Genomic DNA, 22,638 nt, shown 5'->3' on the forward strand with positions numbered 1-22,638 from the left:
AGTCCAGCTTCGTCAAAGTATGGGCTGCTTAGCGAGGACCACCGCGACCACCGCCGCCGAATCCACCACGTCTTTCGCCGCCGCCACCGCCGCGACCACCACCGAAGCCGCCACGACGTGGACCGCCTTCGCGAGGAGCCTGAGGACGAGCCTCAGAGATATTGATAGGACGACCGCCCAACTCAATACCGTTGCCTCTTTCGATAGCTTGATCAGCAGCAGAGTCATCAGTCATCTCTACAAAGCCGAAGCCTTTAGAGCGACCAGTTTCTCTATCCATGATCACTTTTGCTGAATCTACCGCACCGAACTGTGCGAAGTGTTGATGAAGTGCCTCATCGTCTACAGAGTAAGGCAAGTTGCCTACATAAAGTTTCTTAGCCACAAAGACCTCCTATGGTTGGGCCATATTACCCGAGGAAGCCTTCGAACAAGATAAAATCGAGTACACTCACACGGGGACTTAACTGCATTAACGCTAGCATAGCCCAAAAAACGTGCAAGCCCAATTTTAAGCGCGCATATTATTAAATTGTAAGGGAAGAGGGAAGTTCCCACCACGCACCAGACTGATGCATTCCTGAAGTTCATCAATACTTTTTGACGTCACTTTCAGTTTATCGTCAGCAACCTGCGGCTGAACCTTCAGCTTGGAATCCTTAATCAATTTAATGATATCCTTAGCGATCTCGCGGTCAATTCCCTGTACCAAAGTGACCTTTTGGCGAAGCATTCTGCCACCGGCCTCTTCGATCTTTTCGAATTTAATCGCCTTGATATCAATCCCACGACGGTGAAGTTTTGTTTGCAGGATGCTGGCCATGGCACCAACTTTGTATTCATCCTCTGCCATCAGGACCATTTCTTTTTTATCCCACTGAAGCTCAGCCTTACTGCCTTTGAAATCGTAACGAGCTTCAATCTCTTTACGCGCCTGATTTACAGCATTGTCCACTTCCTGAACATCAATCTCAGAAACAATATCAAACGAAGGCATCGAAAATATCTCCAAAAGAATAATAAAGAAATTCGAACTAAAAATCTTAATCAACCAAATCCGCAAACCAATAAGGCTGATCAAAAGGGTTCAGCCGCAAGGCGGAGGGGTCCCCTTGAAGCGGAGGCGTGCTCCAAGCACGTCGAAGCGAAAAGGGTCCCCCGACAACGCAGTCGGATGGGCCCTTTTCATCGGCCGCTTAGTGACCACTATTGCCGTGGAGTCCGTGGGGGTGTCCGTGTAGTACCTCTTCCGCCGTCGCCTCACGAATCAAAACCATCTCAATTGCAAATTCAAGATCCTGACCAGCCAATGGGTGATTGCCATCCAAAGTAACTGATTCGTCAGTGATTTTTGTCACGCGTACGATGTGTGCGCCTTGACCCAATTCCAAACGCAAGTGAGCGCCGATTTCCAATTGTGGAAGGTGCGCAAGTTCTGCTTTAGGAACGTCCATGAACATGTTGTCTTTAACTTCGCCGTAAGCGTCTTTCGCTGCCAGCTTCACAGTTTTTTTATCGCCCTCTTGCAGGTCTTTGATTTCTTCTTCAAGTTTAGGAATGATTTGACCCGCGCCTTCCAGGAAAGGAAGCGGTTGGTTGCGCTCGGAAGCGTCCAATACAGTGCCGTCAGGTCCTTTAAGAACGTAGTTAAATGCCAGAACTCTTTTCATAAAAATGCCTCCTGTAGCGCTTAAAACGTCGGTATCCCATTTTGGACCTATTCAGGCAACCGAAAAGACCCAGTTCTTTTGAATATTTAACGAGACACTTGAAATTGAGACGCAGAGCTAGATATAATCATATTTAGGATCGCGCCTGAGGGGGGAAAGCATGATGCACATGTCCTCGCTGAGGTCTTTGTTGCTCAACTCTAGCTACGAGCCAATGCAGGTCGTAGGTTGGCAAAAAGCCTTGGTATTGTGGTTTCAGGGAAAAGTGGAGATATTGGAATATCACTCTGCGTTTGCCCGGTCGGTACAACGAAGGTTTCAGCTGCCCAGTGTTCTGCGGCTGAAGACGTATGTACGACCCCGGACCGCCGGAGCCGTCCGATTCTGCCGGGAAAACGTTTATATCCGCGATAATTATACCTGCCAGTACTGCGGCACCAAACTCGCCGCCAAGCTCCTTACTCTTGATCACGTTGTTCCCGCCTCCCATAATGGTCCGAAAAACTGGACCAACGTTGTTTCCGCCTGCCGGGACTGCAATCAAAGAAAAGCAAACCGAACACCCCGCACTGCCAATATGCCTTTACTGAGTGAACCCCGTGCCCCATCATGGTTGCCAACACTGCAACTGGAAATCGGCGAGGATCACGTGCCTCCCGACTGGACGCCCTATTTAAGACTGAATACCGGATGACGACAGAGTACGAATTCAAAACCATCACCACCACCGAGACTCTTCCTATCCGTCAAAGAGTTCTTAAGCCTCATCTGCGCGCCGAAGAATGCGTGAATCCGGGAGACGATCTTCCGACCACGTTCCACTTCGGCCTTTTTATTTCCGGAAAACTTGTTTCTGTCGCGACTTTCATCCAGGAATCACATCCTGCGTTTTCTGCCGGCTATCCTTATCGCCTGCGGGGCATGGCCACGGATGACAGCTATCGCGGCCAGGGCCTGGGACAAAAGCTTGTGCGCTTTGGTGTAGAAGAATTAAAAAGCCGCCGCTGCGACCTGGTGTGGTTCAATGCGCGCATCAAGGCTTTTCCATTCTATGAAAGACTCGGATTTTCATTCTACGGACCGCTGTTTGATATCAAGGATATCGGTCCCCATAAAACCATGTACAAGCATCTTATTCCCCGTTAACCTCTTTGCAGGAGGAATCGGTGAATAAGGATGTTCACAATCAGCTGACCTCAGCACTGACCACCATCATCAGCGAAACCAACGGGATCTCGCTTTCTGACACCATTGATCTGCTTTTGTCTTCTAAAATGAAAACAGAGAATCTGGATGCCTACGGCCTTGTTGTCGAGTTCCGTGATCTGCTGAATCGTTTTCAGATCAATCAGGTGACGATCTCGTCACTGCTTAAGCACCCGATGTCCGCGGCGTTGTTTGAGTTCTTCAAAAATTTCCCCCTGAAATACAACGAAGAGCACATTCACCTGACCGGCGCAATCACCGCAGAATTCATCTATCCAAGATTGAAAAAACTGATGGAAGGCCCGGACAAAGACATCTATGAACAAAAAATCAAAGAGGTCTATGGCGACAAAGCCCTGCCCATCCGTTCGGTTGAAGACGTCGACCGCCTGATCCGGCTGCAGGAAAACGAAGGATTCTCGCGCTATCTGAAAATTCTGTATCTGCCAAAACTGATCTTCATCAATCGCGAAGTTCACAAGGAAGCGGCCTATTCCATGGCGGAAGAGCTGTATTATAAATTTAACGTGGGCCGCGTGCGTTTGAAATTCTCGCTGTCCCGCTCCACCGCCAGTTCTTCCGAACAGATTCCGGGCATCGACAATGTGACTTCCGAGGATGTCGTGCTGGGCCTGTATGACGGCTTCCGTGCCTTCCAGGAAAAGCATCCGAATTTTGATTTCATCCTGTCGCCGTCTTTCAGAAAAGAATCCAATCACTTCGATTCTGAAAAGTTCAAAACGCGCCAGGAACATTTCATGGAACAAATCAACGAACTGGTCGACATGATCGACAAGTATCCGTTCCTGGAGCGTCACCTGCGTGATGTCGACACTGTCGGCGACGAACGCGAACTGTACCGCAAAGAGCATTTCAACGAAATGCAGGCGGGCTTCCGCAAGCTTCAGTACCGTGGCTTCAAGATCCGTTCGCACCATGGTGAAACCTGGCACACTCTGAAAAAAGGCATCCAGGCCGTCGACAATGCCATGAACATCTGGCACATCGACACGCTGGAGCACGGAATCAGTCTGGGCATCAACCCGAACAAATACTTCCACCGCATCTATCAGGATATTCTGGCGAAGAACCAACAAGGTCAGCCGATTCCTGAAAAGGATCCGCTGTACCGCGAACTGACTGAACTTGATTGGGGCTTCAACCGCCACGTTCTGGAAAAAATCCTGCAAGGGACCAAGATCACCGCGGAAGAAGACATTCTGTTCGTAAAAGCCAAGTTCCACACCGCTCGCGAAGTCGAACATTATCAGCACGACGTTTTGAACCGCATGATTCAAAAAGGCGTGACCCTGGTGTCCCTGCCGTCATCAAACAACAAGCTGACCGGCAAGTTTGAAGACTACAAGGATCACCCGTTTTCGTGGTGGGAGAAAAAAGGTGTGCAGCTTGGCGTTGGCACCGACAACCACGTGACATTGAACACGAACTTCATTTATGAAATGCTGATCCTTCTTTACACCGATGCGGTGAACTTGAAGATTACAAAATTGCTGATGGTGACCACGGGCGAAGTTCGCCGGCCATATATCAGCCACCTTCTTTGGAAGATGCGCAAACAACTGGGAAAGACAACGCAGAGATGACTACCGCAAAAAAATCACGCCGCCTGAGCTGGATGGACACCATCCGCTCCCTTGCCCGTCCGAAAGTTTCTATCATGCTGGCCCTGGGCTTTTCTTCCGGGCTTCCCTTCATGCTGGTCGGAAACACCCTGGGATACTGGCTGCGTGAAAGCGGGATCGCGCTGGCGACCATCGGGTTTCTTTCCTGGGTGGGTCTGGCGTATTCGCTGAAATTCGTCTGGGCTCCGTTGATTGATAAAATGAATGCGCCGATTTTCGGTGCCTGGCTGGGACGCCGTCGCGGCTGGATGATCATTTCCCAAATTCTGGTGGGGATCTGCTTGTTTGGCATGTCCTATGTCAAACCCGAAGGCGGCTTGGCGCTGTTCACCCTGCTAGCGGCGGTGGCGGCCTTTGCCTCTGCCACCCAGGACATTGTGGTGGATGCGTGGAGGATTGAAGTTTCTGACGCCAGCGAAGATATGGCCTTATTGTCTTCATCATATCAACTGGGTTACCGTGCTTCTTTGCTGGTGACGGATGCGTTGATTCTGATTCTGGCGGGCGCGATTGGCTGGTCGGTTTCTTATTCTGCCATGGGTGCTTTGATGGCCGTGGGTGTAATCGCGACATTATTTGCCGCTGAACCAAAGCACGGACCGGCAAATGTTCCCGGGGCTGTGTCTTTGTGGTCTGCGCGCGGTTTGTTTGATGCGGTCGCGGGTCCGTTCATTGCTTTCTTCAAACAGCATGGCCAGCGGGCTTTGTTGATTCTGGCAGCCGTGTGCTTGTACCGCCTTTCTGACTTTGTCATGGGTCCCATGGCAAATCCGTTCTATGCAGATCTTGGTTTGACGAAAGAAACCGTGGGCGCGGTGCGCGGGTCTGTCGGCTTGATCGCGTCAGTTGTCGGCGTAGCGGCGGCGGGCCTGACGGCAGTGCGCTTTGGCTTTATCTCAACATTACTTATTGGTGCCGTGATTGGTCCGGCGTCCAATCTTGGCTTCTCGGTTTTGGCGATGATGGGACCCAGCACTGAAGTGTTTACGGGTGCCATGATCGTGGATAACTTTGCCACGGGCTTTGCCGGGACCGCGCTGGTTGGATACATGTCGAGCCTGACGACGCTCGGATACACAGCCACACAGTATGCCCTGCTGAGTTCGTTCTATGCTTTGTTGGGAAAAGTTCTGAAAGGCTTCTCGGGGCTTGCGGTTCAGAAGCTTAACGAAACCCACGCTTTGATGGAATCTTACGCGCTCTTCTTCCTGGGGACCGCAATGATCGGAATCCCTGCGCTGCTTCTTTGTATTTTACTGGTAAGAAGCACCACCAAACTTTCAAAAATAACATCTGCTTGATAAAAGGCCCGGGCACCGGGCCAAAAAACAACACTGTGTCTTTTCTTTCACCGAGTTCCCACTAGGATTCTGATTCATTCTGAAAAACCAAAGTGCTATATTGGGCGCAGAGGTTCAAATGCCAAAAAAAGTCGTCATCGTCGGTGGTGGTTTTGCGGGGCTGAAAGCCGCGCGTGCTTTTGGAAACAAAGAAGATGTTTCCGTCACTCTTATTGATCGCCGCAATTATCATCTTTTCCAGCCCTTGCTTTATCAGGTAGCCACCGCGGGACTTTCCCCGGCAGAAATTTCAGGTCCCATTCGCGGCATACTTTCCAAGTACAAAAATGTTTCGGTCTTTCTGGACAATCTGGAAAGCGTTGATCTGAAAAACAAAAAGATTCAGGTTCCGGATCGCACTCTTGATTATGACTATCTGATTCTGGCGTGTGGAGCCAAGCACAGTTACTTCGCGCATCCCGAGTGGGAAGAAAATGCTCCGGGCTTAAAGACCCTGGAACAAGCCACCGAAATTCGCCGTCGTCTGCTGATGGCTTTCGAACGAGCCGAAAAAGAAACCGATCCTGAAAAACAGAAGCAGCAACTGACTTTCGTGATCGTGGGCGCGGGCCCAACGGGTGTCGAGCTTGCAGGCACCATTGGCGAGATCAGCCGTCACACTTTAACCAAAGACTTCCGCCACATTGATCCGTCACGCACCCGGGTGATTCTAATTGAAGCAGGCCCAAGAATTCTTGCCGCCTTCCATCCGGATCTTTCCCGCAAAGCCGCAGCAGACCTGGAAGACCTCGGCGTGCAGATTTGGACCAACACACGAGTCACAGATGTAAAGTCTGATTCTGTGGTTCTGGGTGATGAAGTCATTAAAGCCGCCACCATCTTGTGGGCCGCAGGTGTTCAGCCATCCAGTATCAACAAAACGCTCGGGGTCCCGCTGGACCGTGCGGGACGAGTGATCATCGAAAAAGATTTAAGTTTGAAAGAACACCCGGAAGTGTTTATTTTGGGCGATCAGGCTTGTTATCTGACCGACAACGGCCAAGCCTTGCCAGGACTTGCTTCGGTGGCTATGCAGCAAGGAACACATGCTGCGAATCAGATTCTGCGAGAAATCGACGGCAAACCCCGACTTGATTTCAAGTATCTCGACAAGGGCCAGATGGCCACAATTGGCCGCCGCAAAGCCATCGCACAAATCAGCAATCTGAAATTCAGCGGATTCTTTGCGTGGATTTTGTGGTTATTCATTCACGTCTATTATCTGATTGGTTTTAAGAACAGAGTCTTCGTCATCTGGCAGTGGGCTTACTCTTACTTCACGTTCAAACGAGGTGCTCGATTGATTGTCGATAAAGAATGGAGATCAAAACCAAAGCCGCCTGTTTCGTAACACTGGATCTATCCAAGTCTTGAGGCGGTCCTTAGCCTCAAGACATGTACTTACAAAACTTCCACTCCATTCAGCCGCCATATGAAAAAAACCAGAAGGAATGCCTTGAGTGGCTTTCCGAAGCCCACAAGCTGGCACAAAAGAATCAGGGGTACTCGCAAGAGGACTACCTGAAGATGCTGCAACGAGTGGGCTGCCCGGAAACCCAAATCGAAAAAAGGTATTTCTTCATTCCGGATGTGGAACGTTCCAACTGGGATGACAAACCGATCTATCCGGTCAAATCCAGTTCTCACGGCGTCAGCATGCACATGCGCCACGAATACTATCATAAAACTGTGAAAGAACTTTTTGAGCGCATCTATTCAGAGCGCACCTTTCCTGATGATCTGATTCACGTCAGCTGCACCGGATACATCTCGCCCAGTGCCGCACAGATGACCGCGGTGAAGGCGCCTAAACCAGTCACCGTCACCCATTCCTATCACATGGGATGTTACGGAGCCTTCCCCGCCCTGCGCATGGCTTCGGGCTTTCTGGCGAATGAAAATATTCTGGGAAAAAAACTGACCGTGGATCTGGTGCACACCGAACTGTGCAGTCTGCATTTGAATCCGGAAGATCCGACGCTGGAACAAATGGTGATTCAAAGTCTGTTCGCGGATGGCTGTATCGCCTACTCGATGTCCAGTCAGCAGCCAAAGCAGGGGTTTAAAGTTCTGTCGCTGTATGAAGAACTGATTCCCAACACCACAGCGGCAATGGAATGGATGGTGTCGGACTGGGGCATGAAAATGAGCCTGTCGAAAGATGTGCCGATGATGGTGGGGGATAAGATCCGCGACTTTACCACTCGCTGGCTGGCGGAACGCGGGTACGATCTTTCTCACGTAGTTAAAAATGGTCTGTTCGCAGTTCACCCCGGCGGTCCCAAGATCATCGATCAGGTGGTGAAGCATCTTGAGCTGAAGGAAGAACAAGTGGCCCACAGCCGCTCGCTGCTTCGCCAGCGCGGCAACATGTCGTCAGCGACGCTTCCGCATTTGTGGGAGCAGATTCTTCGCGACGACAGCGTTCCGTCGGGCACACCGATCATCAGTTATGCATTTGGTCCCGGACTTACTGTGTGCGGAAGTTTGATGGAGAAACTATGATCAGCGCTTTTTTGGTTGTATCGGGTATTCAAGGGGCTGCAATTTTATTTGATGAATTCGTTTTTCACCGCAAACGCGGACTGCCGCGGTGGGAACGCATCGGGCACCCCATCGACACCATGTCCGTGATCGCCTGCCTGCTGTTTCTGGCCTTCGTGCAGCGAACTCCGACCACGGAAGTGATTTACTATATCATGGCGGGGCTTTCCTGCGTGCTGGTGACCAAGGATGAATGGATTCACCGCAAATACTGTTCAGCCGAAGAAATGTGGCTGCATGCGGTTCTGTTTCTGATGCATCCGCTGGTGCTATTCACCGGAATGGCCGAATGGGAAGACAATCGCCCGCTGTTCCTGGCCGTGGCCGGAGGAATCTTCGTCTTTTTGATTTATCAGGTGGTTTATTGGAACTTTGTGGAGGTTCAAGCCCGCAAAGCCAAGCAAAAGGCCCACTACGCCCGGGTTCGACAGGAAGATCTGTACGAATACTTCGGAGAATAGACCCCTTTTTTTGGTACAAGTCCTTGCATTGCCGCGTTGCGCTATGATACTTTGGCTTCTCTTTACGTTCCTGTTTGCGGAGAGGTGGCCGAGTGGTTGAAGGCGCACGCCTGGAACGCGTGTGTAGGTCACAAGCCTACCGAGAGTTCGAATCTCTCTCTCTCCGCCATTTATTCCAAAAAACTAAGCCATAAAATTTAAACTAGAGACAATGAACGTCGGCCCGATTCGAACGACAGAGTTCGTACAAAGGCGCACGACGCGATCGCGCTTCAGCGCGACGGCGAAGCCGCTTTTTAGGTGTTGGCATCAGCCAACAGTCGCGCAGCGACCAAGCCCAGGATGGGCGCAGCCAATCTCTCTAGGCTCAATACACAAACCAAATATCCTTAATCAACCCATCCTTAAAATCATAAATCGCCACAACATGCGACCCACTGGGAACCACGGACTCTTCATCCAAGACCTTCCCACTCAAAACAATCCGACTTTTCAAAGTGCAATGCAGATCCGGGGTATTCTTAAACTTCTCGCCGTAACTTTTACGAAAAGCCTCCATCCCGACCATGAACGGCACGTCCTGTCCCAGGCGATACGCCGTCACGTCGGCATGATAGAACGAACAGAACTTTTCAATGTCCCGGGCGTTGTAAGCCTCTAGCTGCCCCTGAACCAATGCGACTCGTTGTTCGGTTGTCATTAGCGAGGCTCCTCAATCTTCAAAGTGCTATCCACAGAAACATTATCAAGGACCTGAACCTTCCCCGATGGCCAGCGAACTTCCACCCTGGAAATATCCTTCACCTGCCCCAACCCGAAATGCAAAGTCGGATCATTCTGCTGATTCATCGTCCCGGCCACACCATCAACCTGACGCAAGAACACGCCACTCGAATGATAAACCCGCACCTGGGCTGCCACGGCCTGAGTCCCCGAACGAGTGCCCTTGATCTGCACGCGCAGATAGTTGTTTGCATCCCCCATCACGTTTTGCAAAACTCGGATGGCCGGAGCTTCCTTGTTCTTCGCTCTGCCTGACTGAACCAGATCCATCTTGCCGTCGTTATTCAGATCTGCCCAAGCCGCCGCATAACTGTCAAAGACACGAGTCCCGTGAACCGCGCTGACCTCTTGAAACTTGAAGTTGCCAGTGTTTTTGTAAAGTACTGAATACGAGTAGGCCAAATCATAAACCTGACTGATGTAAACATCGAGCAGGCCGTCGTTATCAAAGTCCGCAGCCGTGGTCTGCGCCCACAACTCATCCCCTTTATATTTCGAGAAATCCCCGATCGGGCGATAGGGAATGCCAGATTCTGCTCTGACATCAACCAACCGATAGGACGGATGTCCGGTGTTGCGATATATTTTTGAATCGTCACACAGGTAACCGCGCTGATCAAAGGTGTTATTCTTTGGATTTATGCCGACAAACTTATGCACTAGATTGGAAACCCACAAATCCAGATTGCCATCATTATCAAGGTCCGCCCAGATTGAAGCAATGGTATGCCCATACTGAGGCCCATAGTAGGCCTTGCGGTTATTGTCATAGAACTTCTTCGGATCGTGCGCCCCTTGAACATTCAGCAGCGGAGCTTTATCCACCATGATCGTCGGATTCAAGGTGTAAAAGTTGTTCGGTCGCAGACGGTAGTTCGAGAAATAAGCATCTGTCTGTCCGTTGTTATCATAATCAGCAACTGCGATACCTCGCAGGTAATTGGGATTCTGTGCGAACACCGTGGGCGTTGCATCCAGGAACTGCTTGCCCTTGATATTCAAAAACATCTTTGCTGGCAGCAATGGATCACCGAATTTGGGTTCAGCAAAACCAACAAGCACATCCATCAGACCGTCTTTATTAACGTCAACAATGGCCAAATCATGAGCGTGCTCTGGAATTTCAAACTTTAAAGCCCTGGAAGATTCCGCAAAGCGCCCCGCAGACACTTGCACAAAGGCCTGTCCCTTGGTGGTCAGAATATCCAACAAACCATTGTTGTCGATATCCACAAACAGCGGCGCCCCTTTTAAATCCAAAATGCCAGCAGTATTAGTCACATCGTCAAAACGGATGTTGCTGCCATTACTGACGTTGCGGAAAAGTCTTCCCGCCGCCAGCATATCCACCCAGCCATCAGCATCATAGTCACCAAACACAATTGTGCCTGAATGAACTTTCGGGATACCTGAAGACTCGGTCACATCCTGAAACTGAGACGCCGTAGAGCTTAAATCCGCATTTTCCGCTTCTGATGATCCTCCCGGATGCGAAACCTGAAAGCCCACCAGAAAACATGCTGCGATCACTGACGCACAGAAGAAAATCCGATTCATTTCAAAGACCCTTCTAAATCCTGAACCGAGATCAGGCAGGAAAATTTCTTAGCCGCTTGAGCAGCCAAGCAGAATTTAACAACCAGAAAGGCCACATCCGCCGGATCGCGCAGCTGATGATCGGCTTTCATCTTTTTGAAGTTCGCCACATCCGGGAAATCCTTCTTTTTAAATCCACGAATGGTCTGCTGCATCTGGGTATCCAGAACACCGGGGCTGAAATGATAGATTTTGATTTTCTTGTTCTTGGCAGTTTGTAAATCCAGAGCGGTGTTTTCGGTAAACATTTTCAGACCCGCTTTGGAAGAACAATACATCGACCAACCAGCAATCGGACGGAATGAGGCCCCTGATCCGATGTTAAAGATCGTCAAAGGTACTTTTTCTTCGGTAGCTATCCGAGCGCACGCTTGTGAAAGCAACAGCGGAGAAATCAAATTAGTCACCAGATGAGTATTCATCTCGGTCGGATTCAAATCCGGCAGTGAGCCCACCGGATTGATCAGCGCTGCATTGTTAATCAGATGAATCTTTTTGAAATCAGAAAAGTCCACATTCTGAAGAACCGATTCAATTTTCTGAATCACCTTAAGACCATGGCTGAAATCCGCCGTGATATGTCTGAATCTTGAAGATTTGATATTTGGACGAGAACGCGAAAGGTTGATGACCTGATGCCCTTTTTCAAGAGCTTGCAGACACACCTGCTCCCCCAGTCCCTTGGAACCGCCGGTAATGATAAATAAATCCATAATATAATTATGGATTCCCGTCCGGAGTTCAGCAAGAGCGACAGGAAAGCAGGTCCAGAATTGGAAACACTAAATACAAACTGAATGCATCAGCTGGACCATAGACCGCCATTAAATTCCCGTGCTAGTCTTGATCCAGGAGAACTCCCATGAAGAATCCACCAAAAACCATCCCTGATCATACGGCAGTTCGCGTAGCTTTGTGGCGCGCCATCCATCTACAGCTGGATGCTTATCCCCCGGTGTTCAATGATGACGTGGGATTGAAACTGATCGCTCCGGAAGAGGGCTGGCAAAAACGCGGTGACATGCACCCGATGGGAACAAAAGGCTACCGCGCCTCTATCGTAGGACGCGCAAGATTTCTTGAAGATCTGGTGTTAGAGCAAATAAAAAATGGTGTGGATCAGTATGTGATTCTTGGAGCGGGCCTGGACACCTTCGCGCAACGCCACCCGCAAGTGGCTGACAAAGTTCGCATCTTTGAAATCGATCAGCCTGAAACCCAGGCCTGGAAAAAGAAACGCCTGCAAGAAACCCGCTTGGACACCATAGGCCATCTGCAGTTCGTGCCCGTCGACTTTGAAGCCGGAGAATCCTGGACAGAAAAATTGATTCAACATGGCTTCAATCCCGGCAAACCGGCGGTGATTGCCTCTACCGGCGTAACCATGTATCTGACCCTGGCGGCGAACAAAGAAACCCTACGCGAGGTCTCTCAGTTCGCGAAAGGTTCAACGCTTGCAATGACTTACATGGTGCCGCTAGATTTGATTGATCCGGAAGAGCGCCCCGGCCACCAAATGGTTTATGAAAAAGCCAAAGCCGCGGGAACGCCTTTCATTAGCTTCTTCCGCCCCGCAGAAATGACCGCACTGGCTTTGCAGGCAGGATTCCCCAATGCCAAGCACGTGTCCCGCGAGCAGATCATTGAAAAGTACTTCAAGGGCCGTACTGACGGGCTGGAACCTTCCAAAGGCGAAGAGTTCCTGGTCGCCCAAACTTAGCTCTTTACCTGCTTGGGGAAATTGGATAGATCTTCGCTATCCAAGGACTTCATTCAGAAAGGATTCCTTATGAGCACTTCTCTTGATCAAATTCAGTTCGACACTGCTGACGGCAAAAAATCCACCTTGTCTGCTTTCAACGGCAAAGTTTTGCTGGTTGTGAACGTGGCTTCTGAATGCGGATTGACTCCGCAGTACGAGGGGCTTGAAAAAGTTCACGAGAAATATGAATCCCAAGGACTGCGTGTTCTGGCTTTCCCGGCGAACGAGTTCGGCGCACAAGAGCCCGGCACAAACGAACAAATTCAGGAGTTCTGCCGCACTCAATTCGGCGTGAAGTTCCCGGTTTTTGCAAAAATGGTTGTTAAGGGCGAAGGCCAACATCCGCTGTACCAGCAACTGACTTCCCTGCAACCAGCAGCGCAACAAGTTCCAGGCGGCAAATTGAAGTCTGTTCTGGAAGAACACGGCCTTCTTTCCGGTGGTCCTTCTGACATCATGTGGAACTTTGAAAAATTCCTGATCGGCAAAACCGGCAACGTGGTGGCGCGTTTTGCGCCAGACATGACTCCGGAAGATCCAACAATCGTAAAAGCGATTGAAGCCGAGCTGGCTCGCTAATCATGACGTGGGTTCTGCTTCACAATCCCAGCTGCAGTAAAAGCCGCGAGGCGATCGAAGCCCTTCGTTCCATCGAAGGACTTGAGGTGCGCAAGTACCTTGAGAACCCCTTAAACGAAGCCGAACTGCGCTCGCTCATCCAAAAGCTCGACACTCCGGTGTCGAGCTTGGTGCGCACAAAAGAGGCCCTCTTCACCGAGGCGCCCTTTGATGTGAATAGTACCGAGGAAGTGATTCATAATCTGGTGAAAACACCGCGATTGCTGGAGCGCCCAATTCTGATTGGCAGCAAAGCCGCTGCCATCGGACGTCCTTTTGAAAAGATTCAGGGACTTCTTCTGCAGGTTCTATAAAAACTTTAAATATAGAACAGAAGAGAAGCTAGATTCTTCACAGTCCAAAGCGGCATAAATAATTTGCATCTTTACTTTATAGTGACCAACTCTGCCTTCCATCTCTATCGGACGCGCAGCAGAATCAGCACCCAAGATATCTGCCTGCTCTCTAACCTTTGCCGCGTAATCAAAAATTAATTCTTCTTCTCCACCCACAAAAAGGAATACACGTCCGGCTCTCATGTCGACACGAATGGAGTCCTTTGTACCCGGTATTGTTCTATGACCTTCTGACACTTCCATTAAGTAGTCATAGCCACTAACATTGAATGATCGTTCCCTGTATTCATGATAAACATTAAAAATTCTGCAAGAACGTTTTCCATTCGAGTACCTTGCCTTTCCATACCCACGAGCACGATTCATTCTGAACAGTTGATCTTGAAGGTCCGGAACTATTCCAAAAGACATCTTCTCTTCATTGGGACGTTTTATGAAGATCCCCCTTTCAAGGCCCTTTTTTTCTAAAACATCAACTGCCTTAAAACGCACGATCACTTGCAATGCCGAACTTGCCCGGTCAATATCCAACCTTTCCCACTCTGAAATTTTAAATTCACTTAACGTCTGATAGCTATCACGGTATTTCTGCAATAGACTCAAGAATCGAGAGCTTTGACTTTGAACTGAAATTGCAGAAGGACTCATTGGCCCCAATGACGTAATCAACAACAACACTGCCGCCAGCGCAATCACCTTTCGTATCTCAGTCTTGCTATAAATCAAGCGCAGGAGCCAACTAAATACCATAACGGTAAATATAAAAACCAAATAGACTCTGTCCGGTGTAAACCCATAGTCACTAATTCTTTTTGCGATCCCGATCAGCATCATTATAAAAAGAGGTGCAAATGCCAAATTGAATAAGCGACGGTATCGCCAAATACCCTCATCACTACGTCCTTGGGACTCAAGATAAGAATTGATGGAAAAAAAGATCAAATACGCTACTGCAATGGGCCTACTCACCATCCCTTGGGGCAATTCAAATACTATCAATATTTTCAATGAATAGATTAATAGTACGATCTGATAAACGATCATTACCGGAATAAACAGAAGACGAACAACTCTTTCGACAAGCCCCTCCAGTGAGTATCGAAGAGCTGCAACTTTTGCAGCTTCAGGCTTAAAGTGAGCAAATAGGTTAACTGGAAGAAAAATACACAACGCCGCCAGCCCAAGTTTTTCGATTAACTTCGGCAACTCCCAGGCAAAGAGCTCTTTAACAACCCACAGCAAAAACGCCAAGAGGCCCAAAAGCACCGAACTGATCGAAATACTTAGACCAAGGGCATACAATACGAAGATCAGCCAATGAAAACCAACCGATTCGTCTCTTCGAACCGCTGGCGGTGTTAACAGCAAAAGTAAATAAGCTGCGAAACCGACGTGCGCCTGCAAACATGGTAGATATCCCAGATAGTACGACATCAGGTAGCCGAAAACAAAAACTGCCGTCAAAGCAGCAGGAAGTAATCCCCGCGAAATTTTGCGGCCTTCTGAGAGATAGCCAGCCCCCAAACAGACAGGAAGGCCCAATAAAAACCCGTAAAGCGCCGGTTCCAAAAACTTTCTAGCACTCTCGGAGTCTTGATGAAGTAAAACCGCCAAAAACAGTGTGCCTGCCAACGAAAACAGAATCAGCGTGGGATTTTCTCGGATATAGTTCGCTACTTCGGATCTTAAATTTTTGATCATTTATAAAGACTAAAAAAGCCTTTAGCATAGTCAACTAACTTCTGATTAGTCCGGACCAACAATAGAGACGCTGCACTTCCTTTTGACTACTTCTTGATCCCCGCCAAACGACGACGGATATCACCCAAAGTACTGCGTGGAATACCCAGATATCTTGCGGCTGCGGATTCTGAGCCTTTTTTCTTCAGCGCAAAATCAATCAGCTTCAATTCAAATTCGGACACCACGTGGCTGTAACGCCCTTCCAGTGCGGCTTCGTCAATCTCTGCCACAGAAGAGCTTTTGATAACTTCTTCGTATACCGGAGCCGACTGCACAAGGTGCGGGGTCAGATCTGATACCTGGATTTCATTGTCTTCAGCCAGGACACATGCCACTTCAATCGCAGATTTCAATTCACGAATATTCCCCGGCCAGGAATACGTCAGCAAAAGTTCTTCAGCCTTTTTACTAAAGGACTTATCCCCATAGTTACCCGCACGCAGGAATTCGTTCGCCAGATCCAGAATGTCCTCTTTACGCTGACGAAGCGGCGGCAAAGTGATCGTGAACTTTTTGATACGGAAAAACAGATCTTCACGGAATTTCTTATCCGCGATCATTTCTTCCAGGTTTTCATTGGTGGCGGCAATCGTGCGGCAGTTTACTTTTTTGCCGAAGTCCTGCCCTACCGGATAAATGTCACCGCTGCTCAAAGCGCGCAGCAGTTTCACCTGCAAGTCTTGACTGAGGGTTGCCAATTCATCCAGGAACAAATCCCCGCCATCGGCACTTTCAAACTTACCCGCGCGGGATTCCGTGGCCCCGGTGAACGCCCCTTTTTTATGACCGAACAACTCGGATTCCGCCAGATGGGACGGAATCGCACCGCAGTTCACCGCGATGAACGGACGGGAATCATCGTTTTCAAGACTCCACAAATACTGCGCCATCACTTCTTTACCTGAACCGGATTCACCACGAATCAGAACCGATTGACCAGAGCCACGGATTTTTTTGGCCGTGTCGATCACGGCCTTAAACGCCGGGGACTTGGTGTATAAGTTAATGTGCGAAACAAGCTTTGATCCCGCCTGATGCTTCAAGGTCTGATTGCGACGAAGCAGGCGGTGCAGTACCGGGGCTTTGCGCAGAACTTGCGTCAGCACTTTGCCATCAAAGGGCTTCACCAGATAATCAACCGCTCCGGCCTTCATGCAGGCCTCAACCAGATGAGATTCATCATGACCGGTCATCGCCACCACCACCGTACTTGGATAGTGTTTTGAAATATGCTGAATCAGCTCAATCCCCTGGCGTTCTGCGGATTCATCCAAAGACAGGTCCGTGAAAACCAGATCAATAATCTGCTTATCCAATACATCCACGGCCTCTTCCATAGAGTCCGCCAATGTCACCGCATGACTGGTGGGAATCTGAGATTGCATGGTTTTACGAACAAGTGTTTCGTCGTCAACAATCAGAATACGCATTAGGAAGTCCTTACTTTAAGTTCAAATTGTGAAATCCAAGGCTTGGGTATCAGGTGAACATTCAACTTACGAACACGGTCCTGCACCCATTTTTCGTCAAATTCAGAAGTACACAGGTACGCTCTTTTAGCGAGCGCCACCTGTTCTAAAATCTCAAGACCCGTTTTGCTGCCATTCAGATTCTGATCGATGATCAACAAAGCAGACTCCGGCAAGGAAGTCACCGGCACCTCGGCCAGGAACTTATCCACGGAGCTGTAAAACGCCGCCGCAGTCAACCCCAAGGCCGCAGCCTTGGCCTGCCATGCACTTAGTACGTTCAGATCATCATCAACAAAGAAGATCTTTTGATCTAAGGCAATTTCAATGGATGGAGCCAGCCACGCCGGGTTCTTTTCTTTGGGAACTTTCATGGTAAAGACAGTTCCCTCGCCCTCGACCGTTGAAACTTCCAAAGTCCCGCCTGTCCACTCGATCGCGGCTTTGGCCTGGAACAGACCCAAGCCCGAACCTCCGGCTTTCCCCGAGGTGAAACTGCGCTCAAAGATCTTTTCAAGAATCGCTGCCGGAATGCCTTTGCCATTGTCGCGAATCTGCAAAGTCCACTTTTTGCCTTCCGCGCCCAGAACCAGATCCACCTTGGTGGCGCCGGCTTCAAAAGCATTATTGATCAGATTTGAAATAGCGGCCTGAAGTTCATTGACCTGCAGGACACTCCAGATTTCAGGCAAAGGCGAAACCCCTGTCAGGGTCAGCTCCTGTACCGGCTTCAGTCGCACACTGTGTTCGTTCACCACACTGGCAATCAAAGGCTCCACCAACGTCAGCTTCGGAGCTTCCACCCCGGATTCCTGATCCTGTTTTGCAATCGAAGCGGACAGTTTCTGTACGATGCCTGCAACACGTGCCACGGCGCTTTTCAGAATTGCCAAAGGCTCCATCGGGGCATTTTCAATCTGGCTGAGCGCCATGTTCATGCTCATCAGCGGACTGCGAATATCATGCGCCACCTGCGCCGCCACCTGGCTGCGGGCCTTGTCGCGCTCGGCTTCCAGCAAACGGGACTGGCTGGCCTGCAACGCCTGAAGCATGTGATTCAGATTTCGGCCCAAGCCATCCAACTCGTCCCTGGAGTTCCGGCCGGGGCCCTCGCCGGATTCTTCACCAGCGACATTCACTCGTTTGGAATAATCCTGAGTCTGCGTGATTTCAGCCAGCAAGGTGTAAATCGCATTCACCTTGCGCAACAAAGTTCTGGTCAAAACACGGGACAGCCACAACGAAAACAGGATCAACGCCGCCGCGGTTCCCAGCAGCGTGTACTTGATTCGATTGAGTTCTTTTTCAATGGTCGCCGCCGAGATTGTCGTCACCAGTCGGTATTCTTTGCCACTTTTGTCTTCAAGCGAAGTCAGAACCACCATACGCCCATCACGCCAGTAGGCCCCATCGGCTTTGGACACCATTTCGGCGGAATCAAATGTCGGTTCAAACTCGGGTCTTGTCACCTTGCCCAGATTTTCGTTTTCCGGGCCGAACAGCTCCACATTCAGATTGTCCACATCGTGATGGATCATGTCTTCCAAAAGATTGTTCATGGCAAGCTTGGCCTGATCCCCCTCAAGGCGCACCAGGGTTCCTGCCAATAGATTCATGTGATCGATGTAGGATTCTTCAAATTCGGTGATACGATGACTGGAAAGGGCGGTGTTCAGGACCAGACACACCGTCAGTGCGGAAAAGACGGCCGTCCCAAAGATTGCCAGAAAGATCTTTTTAGAAAAGCTCATTTGGGAAATTCGACTCATGAATTGATCTTAAAACATGAGCCTTTTATGTCAAAACAATATGCGGCTTACTTGCGTTTCTTACGAGGCTTCATGGACGCCTCGGCAGCCTCGATGATCTCTTGCAGGCTCAGCTCGTGTTCCGGCTGGGACGCGATGATTTCATAGTCGGACTTGCTGACCTTGATCACTTCGATGGTCTTGTTCAAAAGTGCCTGAATTTCTTCCAGCAAAGGTTTTTCCTCGTTGCTGCAGAAAGAAACCGCCACGCCCTTGTTAAAGCCGCGTCCGGTGCGCCCGATGCGATGGACATAGTTGGCTGGCTTTTCAGGAAGATCATAGTTGATCACATGAGTGACATCCGGGATGTCGATACCACGAGCACTCAAGTCTGTGGCGATAAGAACTTTGCAGTCACCTTTACGGAAGGTCTTCATCACCTCAGCACGGTCGGTCTGATCCTTTTCCCCATGCAGGGTCAAAGACTGGACCTCAACACGGGCCAGAGCTTTCGCAACACGTTCTGCGCGCACGCGGGTTCTGACGAAGATGATGAACTTGCCGTCAGCATTCTGGCGCAGGTACTCGGCCAGGAAGAAGCGTTTGTCATCCATTTCCACAAACATCACAGAGTGCGTGATGTTTTTAGAAACCGGATCTTCCGGAGAAATCTGAATACGAATCGCACTGCTGCGAACTTGAGAGAACGCAAGCTTCTTGATTTCCGGATTGATAGTCGCAGAGAAGAACAGCGTCTGGTGACGCTTCGTCAGCTTGCGCTTCACGGAAGTGATGTCGTCGATGAAACCAAGATCCAGCATGTGATCGGCTTCATCCAGCACCAAAGTTTCAATACGGCTGATATCCACATGCCCCTGGGCAATCAGGTCAAACATACGACCCGGAGTCGAAATCAGAATATCAATACCATCCTGAAGCTTCTGAATTTGGGCGTCTTGCTCCACGCCACCAATCAAAGCAAATGGCTTCACCTTGGTGTGCTTGGAAAGCTTGTTGAAAACCTCGCCGATCTGCTGAGCCAGTTCACGAGTTGGCACCAATACCAGACATTTGATCCCGATAGCGCGTTTGCTGCTTTTTTCCGTGTGGATCATATTGATGATTGGAATAGCAAAAGCTGCGGTCTTCCCGGTTCCGGTCTGGGCAATCGCCAGAACATCCTCGCCCTTCAAAATGGACGGAATGGCTTTGTACTGGATGTCGGTGGTTCTGAAGAAACCATTGTCGTTCAGGTTACGCAGCAAATCTTCAGACAAATGGAACTTTTCAAACTTCACGGGGGACCTCTTGGAATTAAACGAAGCATGTACCACAGGGCCCAAAAAAGCGGGACTTTTAATTGAAAAAAGGAAGAAATTTCCAGAATTTACCCTTCAAACGGGCCTTAAATCGACATGACAAATTGCAGGGTTTCAAAACCCCCAATCGGCCTTAAGATAAACTGGTACAAGGAGGCCCCCATGCGCACTATCACCGTCTTTAATTCCGTCTCAATGGACGGCTATTTTGCAGATAAAAACTCGGACATGAGCTGGGCCCACAATCAGGAACAGGACGACGAATTCACCGCCTTCGTTGCCGGAAACGCCAAAGGGGGCGGCGCTCTGCTGTTTGGACGAAAAACATTCGAAATGATGGCCAGCTTCTGGCCCACCTCTGCTGCGAAAGAGGCCATGCCCGAAATCGCCGAAGGCATGAACCGCATGAAAAAGTACGTCGTTTCAAGAAGCCTGAACGAAGTCACTTGGGAAAATTCAGAGCTGATCAAAGGTGATCTGATCAGCGAAATCAAGAAGCTAAAAAAACAAAATGGCCCGGATATCGCCATATTAGGCAGCGGCAGCCTGGTCGCCCAACTGGCGGAAGCCAATCTGGTGGACGAATATTCAGTGGTGGTGCTGCCGCTGATTCTGGGCTCGGGCCGTTCGCAGTTTGACGGTTTGAAGTCCCGTCGTGACCTGAAGCTTGTTGAATGCCGCAGCTTCAAAAATGGCAACGTGTTTCTGCGCTACCGTCCCACTCAAGCACAAGAAGGCCTGCACTAGGCCTGAACTTATTAGGAATTTTCTCGCAACCGGCTCTCTAATGGCCCAGCCCTACTTGCTTTTGAGGACGAAACTTTATCAAATGTAGAAATGCAAAATAAAGAAGTGGATATTCTGGTCGTGGGCGCCGGCATAATTGGTGTGTCGGTGGGTGCGGAACTTTCTCGTCGTGGCGCCAAAGTGTGTGTGATTGACAAAGGCACCGTGGGTAAAGGCTGCTCTTACGGCAATGCCGGATGGATGACTCCTTGTTTTGCCATGCCTCTGCCAATGCCGGGCATGCTGATAAAATCAATGAAGTGGCTGCTGAATCCCGAGGGTCCTCTTTATATCAAACCTTCTTTGTCTTTGGATCTGGCCACCTGGATGTACCACTTTATGAAGAACATGAACGCCACCCAGGCCCGCCGCGCGGTGGATGCCCTGGTGGTGCTTTCCCAGAAAAGCCTGACTGAATATGAAAAACTGGGACGGCTTTATCCGGAAACCCGTTTCCAGCAAAAAGGTCTGATGATGGTCAGCCGCACCCAAGCCGGCGTGGCCGCTGCCGTTGAGGAACTGGAATACGTCAAAGACATCGGCGTTACCGGCAAGATTTTGAATGGCGACGACATCCAGCAGATGGAGCCCGCGTTGAAAGCTCCCCTTTTGGGCGGAGTTTACTTTGATAAAGAAGCCATGGCCGAACCCTATCTGGTGGTTCAGGCACTGGCGAAAGAGATCCGCCAACACGGCGGCGAAATTTTAGAAAACTGCGAGCTGCAGGATATGGAAATTTCCGGCAACCGCATTGAATCTGTAAAAACATCCCAAGGCACCATTCGTGCCAAGCAGATTGTCATGGCGACCGGCAGTTGGTCCAAATCCATGGCCAGGATGATGCGCCTGCGTGTGCCGATTCTGGGCGGTAAAGGTTACGCGATGATCGTTCCGACTTTGGAAAAGCAGCCGCAGTACCCGATCATGCTGGTGGAAAAAAAGATCGCGATCACCCCGCGCGAAAACACACTGCGTATCGCAGGCACTCTGGAACTGGTGGATCAGGATTTTACGATCACCCAAAGACGAGTTGAAAGCATTAAAAAAGGTGCGAAAGAATTTTTGCATCTTCCCGACGACCTTCAGGTTCAGGAACTGTGGGCGGGACTTCGTCCGTGCACTCCGGATGGCGTGCCTTTGATTGGCTATCATCAGAATTTGAACAATCTGGTTTTGGCTGTAGGCCACCAGATGCTGGGGCTGCAAAGCGGTGCTGGTACGGGACTGCTGGTTGCAGATCTTGTCGAAGGCAAGAAACCGTTTATTGATATGTCCGTTGTAAACGCGAATCGTTTCTAAATTCGATTCGCGTTTTTTACTCAGGCCTTAAAGCGATGAGTGATAAGTCCATGGGTTGGATCATAAGGGGACAACCCCACAGTGACACGGTCACCGACCACAACTTTGATTCTGAACTTTTTCATTTTCCCGCACAAACGTGCGCGGATATCGACTCCGTTATCAAGAGTGATGAAATAAACACCCCCGCCGGACATGTCTGACACTTTTCCGTCGATGCTTACCAAATCGTCCTTCGCCATAGGCCTCCCTGCATTGAAATAAAAAAGCCGGTCTTTTTTAGGGGACCGGCCTT

23 protein-coding genes and 1 tRNA gene are annotated in these 22,638 nt (G+C 49.8%); 13 read left to right on the forward strand and 11 right to left on the reverse strand.

Annotation, left to right across the window (positions count from 1 at the left end):
- Positions 1-28: 28 nt before the first annotated feature.
- From AC04MQ_RS01540 to AC04MQ_RS01550, 3 genes are all read right to left on the reverse strand, one after another.
- Positions 29-385, reverse strand: a complete 357-nt coding sequence (locus AC04MQ_RS01540) for an RNA recognition motif domain-containing protein (protein WP_041576834.1) — start codon at positions 383-385, stop codon at positions 29-31.
- A 126-nt stretch (positions 386-511) separates the two neighbouring features.
- Positions 512-997: a YajQ family cyclic di-GMP-binding protein gene (locus AC04MQ_RS01545; protein ID WP_015089526.1), complete on the reverse strand. Its 486-nt coding sequence runs from the start codon at positions 995-997 to the stop codon at positions 512-514.
- A 199-nt stretch (positions 998-1,196) separates the two neighbouring features.
- Entirely contained in the window at positions 1,197-1,670 is a 474-nt protein-coding gene (locus tag AC04MQ_RS01550) for an FKBP-type peptidyl-prolyl cis-trans isomerase (protein WP_015089525.1), read from the reverse strand.
- Positions 1,671-1,830: 160 nt separating this feature from the next.
- Between AC04MQ_RS01550 and AC04MQ_RS01555 the strand changes: the two genes are divergently transcribed.
- From AC04MQ_RS01555 to AC04MQ_RS01590, 8 genes are all read left to right on the forward strand, one after another.
- Positions 1,831-2,364: an HNH endonuclease gene (locus AC04MQ_RS01555; protein ID WP_080602315.1), complete on the forward strand. Its 534-nt coding sequence runs from the start codon at positions 1,831-1,833 to the stop codon at positions 2,362-2,364.
- Positions 2,361-2,816 (forward strand): GNAT family N-acetyltransferase, encoded by a 456-nt coding sequence (locus AC04MQ_RS01560; protein WP_015089524.1) that lies wholly within the window; start codon positions 2,361-2,363, stop codon positions 2,814-2,816. Before AC04MQ_RS01555 ends, AC04MQ_RS01560 begins: the two co-directional genes overlap by 4 nt.
- A gap of 20 nt (positions 2,817-2,836) precedes the next feature.
- Complete coding sequence (locus tag AC04MQ_RS01565) at positions 2,837-4,480, forward strand: amidohydrolase family protein (protein ID WP_015089523.1); 1,644 nt, start codon at positions 2,837-2,839, stop codon at positions 4,478-4,480.
- Positions 4,477-5,820, forward strand: a complete 1,344-nt coding sequence (locus tag AC04MQ_RS01570; RefSeq protein WP_041576832.1) for an AmpG family muropeptide MFS transporter — start codon at positions 4,477-4,479, stop codon at positions 5,818-5,820. The genes AC04MQ_RS01565 and AC04MQ_RS01570 overlap by 4 nt, the downstream gene beginning before the upstream one ends.
- A gap of 118 nt (positions 5,821-5,938) precedes the next feature.
- On the forward strand, positions 5,939-7,210 hold the full coding sequence (locus AC04MQ_RS01575) for an NAD(P)/FAD-dependent oxidoreductase (RefSeq protein WP_015089521.1): 1,272 nt from the start codon (positions 5,939-5,941) through the stop codon (positions 7,208-7,210).
- A 44-nt stretch (positions 7,211-7,254) separates the two neighbouring features.
- Positions 7,255-8,364 (forward strand): 3-oxoacyl-[acyl-carrier-protein] synthase III C-terminal domain-containing protein, encoded by a 1,110-nt coding sequence (locus AC04MQ_RS01580; RefSeq protein WP_015089520.1) that lies wholly within the window; start codon positions 7,255-7,257, stop codon positions 8,362-8,364.
- Positions 8,361-8,864: a hypothetical protein gene (locus tag AC04MQ_RS01585; protein WP_015089519.1), complete on the forward strand. Its 504-nt coding sequence runs from the start codon at positions 8,361-8,363 to the stop codon at positions 8,862-8,864. Before AC04MQ_RS01580 ends, AC04MQ_RS01585 begins: the two co-directional genes overlap by 4 nt.
- Before the next feature lie 78 nt (positions 8,865-8,942).
- A tRNA-Ser gene (locus tag AC04MQ_RS01590) sits at positions 8,943-9,033 on the forward strand.
- A 198-nt stretch (positions 9,034-9,231) separates the two neighbouring features.
- Here AC04MQ_RS01590 and AC04MQ_RS01595 read toward each other — a convergent pair.
- Genes AC04MQ_RS01595 through AC04MQ_RS01605 form a run of 3 tightly spaced genes read right to left on the reverse strand, consistent with a single transcriptional unit; the run spans position 9,232 to position 11,956 of the window.
- On the reverse strand, positions 9,232-9,564 hold the full coding sequence (locus AC04MQ_RS01595) for a nuclear transport factor 2 family protein (protein ID WP_015089518.1): 333 nt from the start codon (positions 9,562-9,564) through the stop codon (positions 9,232-9,234).
- The gene (locus AC04MQ_RS01600) at positions 9,564-11,204 is read right to left on the reverse strand and encodes a CRTAC1 family protein (RefSeq protein WP_041576830.1); all 1,641 of its coding nucleotides are present in this window, start codon (positions 11,202-11,204) and stop codon (positions 9,564-9,566) included. The genes AC04MQ_RS01595 and AC04MQ_RS01600 overlap by 1 nt, the downstream gene beginning before the upstream one ends.
- Complete coding sequence (locus AC04MQ_RS01605) at positions 11,201-11,956, reverse strand: SDR family NAD(P)-dependent oxidoreductase (protein WP_015089516.1); 756 nt, start codon at positions 11,954-11,956, stop codon at positions 11,201-11,203. The genes AC04MQ_RS01600 and AC04MQ_RS01605 overlap by 4 nt, the downstream gene beginning before the upstream one ends.
- A 149-nt stretch (positions 11,957-12,105) precedes the next feature.
- Here AC04MQ_RS01605 and AC04MQ_RS01610 point away from each other — a divergent pair, with 149 nt between their 5' ends.
- The 3 genes from AC04MQ_RS01610 (at position 12,106) to AC04MQ_RS01620 (ending at position 13,937) form a co-directional block, all read left to right on the forward strand.
- Positions 12,106-12,963 (forward strand): class I SAM-dependent methyltransferase, encoded by an 858-nt coding sequence (locus tag AC04MQ_RS01610; protein ID WP_015089515.1) that lies wholly within the window; start codon positions 12,106-12,108, stop codon positions 12,961-12,963.
- A 69-nt stretch (positions 12,964-13,032) separates the two neighbouring features.
- A complete protein-coding gene (locus AC04MQ_RS01615; protein WP_015089514.1) occupies positions 13,033-13,584 on the forward strand; it encodes a glutathione peroxidase in 552 nt (183 codons plus the stop codon).
- A 2-nt stretch (positions 13,585-13,586) separates the two neighbouring features.
- On the forward strand, positions 13,587-13,937 hold the full coding sequence (locus AC04MQ_RS01620) for an ArsC/Spx/MgsR family protein (RefSeq protein ID WP_475390762.1): 351 nt from the start codon (positions 13,587-13,589) through the stop codon (positions 13,935-13,937).
- Here AC04MQ_RS01620 and AC04MQ_RS01625 read toward each other — a convergent pair.
- The 4 genes from AC04MQ_RS01625 to AC04MQ_RS01640 all read right to left on the reverse strand — a co-directional run bounded on the left by AC04MQ_RS01625 (position 13,932) and on the right by AC04MQ_RS01640 (position 20,237).
- Positions 13,932-15,680 (reverse strand): DUF4153 domain-containing protein, encoded by a 1,749-nt coding sequence (locus tag AC04MQ_RS01625; protein WP_475390764.1) that lies wholly within the window; start codon positions 15,678-15,680, stop codon positions 13,932-13,934. The genes AC04MQ_RS01620 and AC04MQ_RS01625 overlap by 6 nt on opposite strands.
- A gap of 86 nt (positions 15,681-15,766) precedes the next feature.
- Positions 15,767-17,152, reverse strand: coding sequence for a sigma-54-dependent transcriptional regulator (locus AC04MQ_RS01630; protein ID WP_475390766.1), 1,386 nt, complete (start codon positions 17,150-17,152; stop codon positions 15,767-15,769).
- Entirely contained in the window at positions 17,152-18,942 is a 1,791-nt protein-coding gene (locus tag AC04MQ_RS01635) for a sensor histidine kinase (protein ID WP_475390768.1), read from the reverse strand. Before AC04MQ_RS01635 ends, AC04MQ_RS01630 begins: the two co-directional genes overlap by 1 nt.
- Before the next feature lie 65 nt (positions 18,943-19,007).
- Positions 19,008-20,237 (reverse strand): DEAD/DEAH box helicase, encoded by a 1,230-nt coding sequence (locus AC04MQ_RS01640; protein WP_015089510.1) that lies wholly within the window; start codon positions 20,235-20,237, stop codon positions 19,008-19,010.
- Positions 20,238-20,420: 183 nt separating this feature from the next.
- On the opposite strand from AC04MQ_RS01640, the gene AC04MQ_RS01645 reads away from it, so the two are divergent.
- The gene (locus AC04MQ_RS01645) at positions 20,421-21,005 is read left to right on the forward strand and encodes a dihydrofolate reductase family protein (RefSeq protein ID WP_475390770.1); all 585 of its coding nucleotides are present in this window, start codon (positions 20,421-20,423) and stop codon (positions 21,003-21,005) included.
- Between the two features lie 90 nt (positions 21,006-21,095).
- Complete coding sequence (locus AC04MQ_RS01650; RefSeq protein WP_475390772.1) at positions 21,096-22,343, forward strand: NAD(P)/FAD-dependent oxidoreductase; 1,248 nt, start codon at positions 21,096-21,098, stop codon at positions 22,341-22,343.
- Between the two features lie 20 nt (positions 22,344-22,363).
- Here AC04MQ_RS01650 and infA read toward each other — a convergent pair whose 3' ends face one another.
- Complete coding sequence (gene infA / locus AC04MQ_RS01655) at positions 22,364-22,585, reverse strand: translation initiation factor IF-1 (RefSeq protein ID WP_011162918.1); 222 nt, start codon at positions 22,583-22,585, stop codon at positions 22,364-22,366.
- Between the last annotated feature and the right edge of the window lie 53 nt (positions 22,586-22,638).

It is taken from the genome of Bdellovibrio sp. MYbb2, from assembly GCF_056175685.1.

Excerpts from the sequence above, each read along its gene's own strand:
- AC04MQ_RS01545 (WP_015089526.1), bottom strand. The coding sequence starts at position 997 with ATGCCTTCGTTTGATATTGTTTCTGAGATTGATGTTCAGGAAGTGGAC.
- AC04MQ_RS01620 (WP_475390762.1), top strand. The coding sequence starts at position 13,587 with ATGACGTGGGTTCTGCTTCACAATCCCAGCTGCAGTAAAAGCCGCGAG.
- AC04MQ_RS01605 (WP_015089516.1), bottom strand. The coding sequence starts at position 11,956 with ATGGATTTATTTATCATTACCGGCGGTTCCAAGGGACTGGGGGAGCAG.
- AC04MQ_RS01560 (WP_015089524.1), top strand. The coding sequence starts at position 2,361 with ATGACGACAGAGTACGAATTCAAAACCATCACCACCACCGAGACTCTT.
- AC04MQ_RS01595 (WP_015089518.1), bottom strand. The coding sequence starts at position 9,564 with ATGACAACCGAACAACGAGTCGCATTGGTTCAGGGGCAGCTAGAGGCT.
- AC04MQ_RS01550 (WP_015089525.1), bottom strand. The coding sequence starts at position 1,670 with ATGAAAAGAGTTCTGGCATTTAACTACGTTCTTAAAGGACCTGACGGC.
- AC04MQ_RS01615 (WP_015089514.1), top strand. The coding sequence starts at position 13,033 with ATGAGCACTTCTCTTGATCAAATTCAGTTCGACACTGCTGACGGCAAA.
- AC04MQ_RS01600 (WP_041576830.1), bottom strand. The coding sequence starts at position 11,204 with ATGAATCGGATTTTCTTCTGTGCGTCAGTGATCGCAGCATGTTTTCTG.
- AC04MQ_RS01585 (WP_015089519.1), top strand. The coding sequence starts at position 8,361 with ATGATCAGCGCTTTTTTGGTTGTATCGGGTATTCAAGGGGCTGCAATT.
- AC04MQ_RS01650 (WP_475390772.1), top strand. The coding sequence starts at position 21,096 with ATGCAAAATAAAGAAGTGGATATTCTGGTCGTGGGCGCCGGCATAATT.
- AC04MQ_RS01555 (WP_080602315.1), top strand. The coding sequence starts at position 1,831 with ATGATGCACATGTCCTCGCTGAGGTCTTTGTTGCTCAACTCTAGCTAC.
- AC04MQ_RS01645 (WP_475390770.1), top strand. The coding sequence starts at position 20,421 with ATGCGCACTATCACCGTCTTTAATTCCGTCTCAATGGACGGCTATTTT.
- AC04MQ_RS01575 (WP_015089521.1), top strand. The coding sequence starts at position 5,939 with ATGCCAAAAAAAGTCGTCATCGTCGGTGGTGGTTTTGCGGGGCTGAAA.
- AC04MQ_RS01610 (WP_015089515.1), top strand. The coding sequence starts at position 12,106 with ATGAAGAATCCACCAAAAACCATCCCTGATCATACGGCAGTTCGCGTA.
- AC04MQ_RS01625 (WP_475390764.1), bottom strand. The coding sequence starts at position 15,680 with ATGATCAAAAATTTAAGATCCGAAGTAGCGAACTATATCCGAGAAAAT.
- AC04MQ_RS01635 (WP_475390768.1), bottom strand. The coding sequence starts at position 18,942 with ATGAGCTTTTCTAAAAAGATCTTTCTGGCAATCTTTGGGACGGCCGTC.
- AC04MQ_RS01580 (WP_015089520.1), top strand. The coding sequence starts at position 7,255 with ATGTACTTACAAAACTTCCACTCCATTCAGCCGCCATATGAAAAAAAC.
- AC04MQ_RS01630 (WP_475390766.1), bottom strand. The coding sequence starts at position 17,152 with ATGCGTATTCTGATTGTTGACGACGAAACACTTGTTCGTAAAACCATG.
- infA (WP_011162918.1), bottom strand. The coding sequence starts at position 22,585 with ATGGCGAAGGACGATTTGGTAAGCATCGACGGAAAAGTGTCAGACATG.
- AC04MQ_RS01570 (WP_041576832.1), top strand. The coding sequence starts at position 4,477 with ATGACTACCGCAAAAAAATCACGCCGCCTGAGCTGGATGGACACCATC.